Source organism: Streptomyces sp. GbtcB6 (genome assembly GCF_019091475.1).
GTDB classification, from domain to species: domain Bacteria; phylum Actinomycetota; class Actinomycetes; order Streptomycetales; family Streptomycetaceae; genus Streptomyces; species Streptomyces hyaluromycini.
In genome coordinates this window covers 541,219-547,275 of record NZ_JAGXJL010000003.1, presented here as the reverse complement: position 1 = coordinate 547,275, position 6,057 = coordinate 541,219, and the positions used below count along the sequence as shown (strand labels likewise).

Below are 6,057 nucleotides of genomic sequence, written 5' to 3'. Positions count from 1 at the left end.
CGAGGCCACCCCGATCCCGCCCGCCCCGAGCAGCAGCACTCGCCTACGGCCCATCCGGTCCCCGATCGCGCCCTTGGGGATGAGGACACCCGCGATGAGGAATCCGTAGATGTCCACGATCCACAGCAGCTCGGTGCTGCCGGGCCGCAGGTCGGCGGTGAGGGTGGGCAGTGCCAGATGCAGCACCGTCAGGTCCATGGCGATGAGCATGGTGGGAAGGGCGAGGACCGCCAGTCCCAGCCACTCCCTTCGAGTCGCCCGCGGTGCTGCCGCGGTACCGACGTCGGTACTCAACGGGTTCTCCTTGCCTGGTCGTTGGCGTTGGACATCGGAAACCGTAGAAACTCAACTCAGGTTGAGGTCAAGGCGTGTTCGTCCTGTCGCGTCCGGTCGGCCGCCTGGCGCAGCCGGTCCAGCAACAGCGCCTGCCGGAGGCAGTCGGGGTCGTGGTGGGTCCCGGCCCGCACCGCCCGGGCGAACGCGTCCACGGTGTTGGCGACCTGGTCGTCGGGGAGGAGCCGGCGCTCCTCCGTCTCCGACCCGCGCACCACCCGCAGTACCGGGACATGGTCCGCGGGCGGGGTGAAGGCCCGGTCCACGGTGATGTGGCCCGCGCTGCCCCGTACCTCGTACGCCGATCTGTAGGCGTGCTCAAGGCCGAAGGTGAGCTGCGCGGTCACCCCGGAGGGGGTCGCCAGCAGGGCTGCTCCCGAGGTGTCCACCCGACGGCCGGGGCACGCCGTCAGCTCGGCGCCGGCCACCCGCAGGTGCGGTCCGAGCAGGTGGATCGCCGCCCGGACCGGGTAGACGCCGACGTCCCACAGTGCGCCACCGCCGAGTTCGGGCCGATAGCGGATGTCGTCGTCGGGCAGCGCGGGGACGGCGAACGTGGCGTGCAGGGACCGCGGTTCCCCGATGGCGCCCGCGGCCAGCAGCCGCCGTACCTCGGCGTGCTGCGCGTGGTGCACGAACATCACGTTCTCCATCAGCACCAGGCCTCGCGCCGCGGCCTCGTCGAGGAGTCGTCGGGTCAGCGCCGCGTCCGTGGTCAGCGGCTTCTCCGCCAGCACGTGCTTGCCGGCCCGCAGCGCGGCCGCCACCCACTCGGCGTGCAGCCCCGTCGGCAGCGGCACGTACACCGCGTCCACGTCGTCGCGGTCCAGCAGTTCGGCGTAGCCGGGCACGGCGCGGCAGCCGTACCGGCGGGCCTGCTCCGCCGCCCGGGCCGGGTCCCGGCTGGCGATCGCCGCCACTTCGACGCCGGGGCGGGCCGCCATCGCCGGCAGCATCCGGCGCAGCGCGATGCCGGCACAGCCGAGCACGCCGATCCGTACCGTCGCCGCGTCGGACCGGCCGCTCACCGCGCCCTCGCGAGCATCCCGTTCAGGCACGCGAGCAGGCTGCGGGCCTGCACGTTGACGTAGTTGCTGTGGCTCACCAGGGAGGTCAGCTGGCCCACGGTCAGCCAGAAGAAGCCGGGCGGCGGGTCGAGGGGCGCCTGGTCCTCTCCGGCCTCCACCACCATGTAACGGCTCTCGGCGTTGAGGAAGCGGCCTCCCTCCTCGGAGTGCACCGCCTCGTAGCGCACGGTCGACGGGTCGGCGGAGAGCACCAGGTCGAGGAAGTCAGGACGGTCCTCGGGCGCCAGATCGTCGTGGTTGCCCGGGACGCACTGCACGGTGGGTCCGAGCTCCAGCGCTTCCAGGAACCCGGCCTCCGCCCTGGCCCGCATGAGCACATGCAGCACCCCGTCGATCTGCCGGGTGACGAACGCCGCGATGCCCACGCCGCGGGGTTCGATCAGGGGCTGGGTCCAGCCGCTGACCTCGCGGCTGCCGGCCTCCACGGACAGTGCCACCACCCGGAAGAACCTGCCGTCGTGCCGGTCGATCGAGTGGGTGCCCCTGACCCACCCGGGCAACCCGGCCAGCGGTACCCGTTCGGCGCGTACGTTCTGCCGGGCCCGCTCCGCCGTGAACCAGGACAGCAGTTCGACGTCGGAGTGCAGCGCCCCGGCGTTCCGGGACCGGGCCAGCGCGGCCACGAACGGATCGCGCGCCCGGTCCGGGGCGACGGCCCCGATCGGGGCACAGGCCAGCACGGTCCTGGAGTCCATGTTGACCACGTTGTCCAGGTGCAGCAGCTCGCCGATCTGCCCGAGGGTGAGCCAGCAGAAGTCGCCGTGCGGCTCGATGTCCTCGTCCACCTCGACGATCATGTTCCGGTTGCTCTTGCGGTGGAACCACGCGCCGTGCTCCGACTGCAGCACGTCGGCGAGGATCCGGCCCCGGCCCGGCTCCAGGAAGTAGTCCAGGTACCGCACCGGCGCGCCCTGGTGCACCCGGGTGTAGTTGCTCCGGGTGGCCTGCACGGTCGGGGAGAGCTGCAGCAGGTTGGGATTGCCGGGCTCCATCTTCGCCTGCATCAGGCAGTGCAGGACCCCGTCGAACTCCTTCACCAGGATCCCGAGGATGCCCACCTCGGCCTGCTTGATGATCGGCTGGTGCCACTCCCGGCGCGGCCCGGCGTCCGTGGTGACGTGCAGCCCCTCGACGGTGAAGAAGCGGCCGCTGTCGTGGACCACGTTGCCGGTGCCGGGGTCGAAGGACCAGCGGTCAAGCTCGCTGAAGGGGATGCGGTCCACACGGAACGAATGGGCCCGCCGGTGCTCGGCCAGCCAGTGGGGGAACTCCTCGGTGGACAGCACCGCGCCCTGTGTGGTGCTGAGCGAATCGGCCAGCCTGCCGGGCAGTTCGGCGTCCGCTCGGGGGCGCAACAGGGTGTTCTGGGACATGGGAGGACTCCCTTACCAGGTGAGGATCATGGACGGGGCGGCGCTGCGGGCCGACGCGTTCATCCGTGGACGGCCACGAACTCCCGGATCGAGGCGATCACGTAGTCGAGCATCTCTTCGGTGAGCCCGGGGTAGACGCCGACCCAGAAGGTGTGGTCGGTGATGATGTCGCTGTTGGCGAGTCCGCCGACCACCCGGTGCGGCTGGTCGAGGTAGGCCGGATGCCTGGTCAGGTTCCCGGCGAAGAGCAGCCGGGTGCCGATCCTGCGGTCCTCCAGGAACGCGACCAGCTCGCCCCGGGTGAAGCGGGCCTGCGGGTCCACGGTGATGACGAACCCGAACCAGCTGGGGTCGGAGCCGGGGGTCGCCTCGGGCAGGAGCAGCCCGGGGGTGCCGTCCAGACCGCTGCGCAGCCGCCGCCAGTTGCGCCGCCGCGCGTCACAGAACTCGTCCAGCTTGGCGAGTTGGGTCAGCCCCAGCGCGCCCTGCAGGTCGGTCGCCTTGAGGTTGTACCCGACGTGGGAGAAGACGTACTTGTGGTCGTAGCCCGCCGGCAACGTGCCCATCTGGTAGGAGAACCGCTTGAGGCACTTGTTGCTCTCCCCCGGCTCGCACCAGCAGTCCCGCCCCCAGTCCCGCATCGACTCCACGATGCGGGCGAGCGCCAGGTTCGAGGTGAGTACGCAGCCGCCCTCGCCCATGGTGAGGTGGTGCGCGGGATAGAAGCTGACCGTGCTCAGGTCTCCGAAGGTGCCGGTGAGGCGCCCGTCGATCAGCGAACCGACGCCGTCGCAGTTGTCCTCCACGAAGAACAGCTCGTGCTCGTCGGCGAGTTCCCGGATCCGCCCGGCGGGGAACGGGTTGCCCAGCGTGTGGGCCATCATGATCGCCCGGGTCCGCGGCCCGATGGCCTCGGCGACCCGCTCGGCCGTGGTGTTGTAGGTCCCCAGGTCCACATCCACGAAGACCGGCACGAGGCCGTTCTGCAGGATGGGGTTGACGGTGGTCGGGAAGCCGGCGGCGACCGTGATCACCTCGTCGCCGGGCCGCAGCCGCCGGTCCTCCAGCGCCGGGGAGGTCAGGGCGGACAGCGCGAGCAGGTTGGCCGAGGACCCGGAGTTGGTGAGGTGCGCCTTGCGCCGTCCCAGTTTGCGGGCGAACCGCGACTCGAACCGGCGGGAGCTGGGCCCGGCGGCGATGCGCATGTCCAGCGCGGCCTCGACCAGCGCCGCGCGGTCGTCCTCGTCCAGCACCGCACCGGACGGCCATATCTCGGTGACCCCGGGGACGAAGCTCGTGTCCGGCTGGGCTTCCCGGTGGTACTTCCGGACCATTTCCAAGAGCTGCTGCTTCGACTGCTCTGTCTGCATGTCGTCATGCCCCATTTCCGTGGTCAGTGCTTGCCGTCGGTGTGATCCGGCGCGGCGTCCCGCCACTTCGCGAGCAGCCCTGCCGCGAGCGCCTCGCGCATCCCCTGCGCCTGCGCGTCCTTCTCCGACATCAGTGGCGGCTCGGTGAATCCCCAGGGGAGCGCCAGGTCGGAGTCGAGGGGGTTGATGTCGATCTGGGTGCCCGGCACGTACCGGGTGGAGACCACGTAACAGATGCAGGCGTCGTCGGTGAGCGTCAGGAACCCGTGCCCGACTCCTTCCGGCACGTACACGCTGCGCCCGGACCCGGCGTCCAGCAGGGTCACGTGGTGGCGGCCGAAGGTGGGCGAGCCGACCCGCAGGTCGACGACGACGTCGCGGAGCGCCCCGCGCACGCAGGTGACGTACTTGGCCTGCCCCGGTGGTACGGACACACCGTGGATGCCGCGCAGGGTGTTGCGCCGGGACACCGAGTAGTTGATCTGCTCGGGCCGGAACGGACGTCCGGTGACCGCCTCGACCCGGTCGCAGCGGAGCGCTTCGAAGAACGCGCCCCGCTCGTCGCGGATCTGTCTCGGCGTGAACACGAACGCGCCGGGTACGCCGCTCTCGAACACGTCCATGTCCGGTCAGTCCCGGGTTCGGTACTGCGCGGCCAGCCGCTCCAGGATCGGCACGATCTCGGCGGGGCTGGGCGCCGCGGTCATGTCCGCGTACACGTCGGCGGCCCCCTGCCGGAAGGACGGCTCGGTCAGCAGCCGGGAGAGTTCGCCGCCCACCTGCGCCGCGGTCAGACCGTCGCCGGCCAGGGCGACGCCCGCGCCCCTGGCCGTCAGATAGCGGGAGCTGGACAGCGGGCTGCCCAGTTCCTCCGTGACGACCAGCTGGGGCACCCGGTGCGCGGCGGCGGCGAAGAACGTGCCGAAGCCGCCGTGGTGGATGACGGCCGAGCAGGTCGGCATGACCTGGGTCAGCGGGAGGTAGTCGACCATGCGCACGTTGTCGGGAATCTTCTGGTCGTCGCCCAGCTGGTCGGCGTTGACCGTGGCCACCACCTCGACGTCCATGCCGGCGACCGCCTCGAGCGCGGCGGCGATCCGCCGGTCCGGACCGGTGTACTCGCCGCGTGCGGTGACGCCCAGCGACAGGCAGACCCGGGGCCGCGCCGGCGGCTGCCAGAGCCACTGCGGCAGCGCGGCCGATCCCGTGTACGGCACCCAGCGCATCGGCACGTCGCGCAGCCCGTCCGGCCTGGGCAGCTGTACGGGGAGCGGATCCACGGTGAAGTCGCCCAGCAGCATCCGTGCGGAGAAGTCGTGGCCGAATCGCCCGAATATCGGTTCCAGGGTCCTGGCGAGCGGGTTCTCCCGCGCGTTCGGCGGGTACGACCGTTCGGTCAGCCGCCCGTGGACCCAGCCGAAGTAGTCGGGACCCCACAGCAACCGGGCGGAGGCGGCGCCCGATTCCCGGGCCGCGACCGATCCCACGGGGTTGGCCGGGTCCCAGATCACCAGGTCCGGCCGCCAGCCGCGGGCGAACTCGACCAGGTTGTCGGTGAGATCCCGGCGTCCGCCGGCGTCCGGGTAGTAGCGCGCGCAGTTCGCGACGAGGTAGTAGCGGATCGACTGCCAGAGCCGGCCGTAGTCGGATCCGGACTCGAACCCGAGGGCCTCGCTGAACCGGTCCAGTTCCGCTTCGGAGACGTCCGGCGGCGAAGCCGGGTCGTCGCCGAGCCGGACCGCGGTGAGGCCGGCCGCGGTGATCTGTTCGGCCAGCGCGGTGCCGCTGGCCAGCCGCACCTCGTGCCCGGCACTCTGCAGCGCCCACGCCAGCGGAACGCTGGGGTACAGATGGGCGGTCAGCGGTGCGACCGCGATGAGAACCCGCATGGTG

The 6,057-nt window shown here is 71.4% G+C and carries 6 protein-coding genes; all 6 read right to left on the bottom strand.

Annotation, left to right across the window (positions count from 1 at the left end; genetic code table 11):
• A partial coding sequence (locus KVT45_RS07910; RefSeq protein ID WP_368857549.1) for an MFS transporter occupies positions 1-210 on the bottom strand: 210 nt, incomplete at its 3' end.
• A gap of 140 nt (positions 211-350) precedes the next feature.
• Positions 351-1,391 carry a Gfo/Idh/MocA family oxidoreductase gene (locus KVT45_RS07905; protein WP_308310673.1) on the bottom strand — a complete coding sequence of 347 codons (1,041 nt, stop codon included), beginning with the start codon at positions 1,389-1,391 and terminating at the stop codon, positions 351-353.
• On the bottom strand, positions 1,358-2,794 hold the full coding sequence (locus KVT45_RS07900) for an NDP-hexose 2,3-dehydratase family protein (protein WP_217545765.1): 1,437 nt from the start codon (positions 2,792-2,794) through the stop codon (positions 1,358-1,360). Before KVT45_RS07900 ends, KVT45_RS07905 begins: the two co-directional genes overlap by 34 nt.
• 59 nt (positions 2,795-2,853) lie before the next feature.
• Positions 2,854-4,164 carry a lipopolysaccharide biosynthesis protein RfbH gene (gene rfbH / locus KVT45_RS07895; RefSeq protein ID WP_217545764.1) on the bottom strand — a complete coding sequence of 437 codons (1,311 nt, stop codon included), beginning with the start codon at positions 4,162-4,164 and terminating at the stop codon, positions 2,854-2,856.
• Positions 4,165-4,187: 23 nt separating this feature from the next.
• The gene (locus tag KVT45_RS07890) at positions 4,188-4,787 is read right to left on the bottom strand and encodes a dTDP-4-dehydrorhamnose 3,5-epimerase family protein (protein ID WP_217545763.1); all 600 of its coding nucleotides are present in this window, start codon (positions 4,785-4,787) and stop codon (positions 4,188-4,190) included.
• Between the two features lie 6 nt (positions 4,788-4,793).
• Positions 4,794-6,053: a nucleotide disphospho-sugar-binding domain-containing protein gene (locus KVT45_RS07885; RefSeq protein ID WP_217545762.1), complete on the bottom strand. Its 1,260-nt coding sequence runs from the start codon at positions 6,051-6,053 to the stop codon at positions 4,794-4,796.
• Between the last annotated feature and the right edge of the window lie 4 nt (positions 6,054-6,057).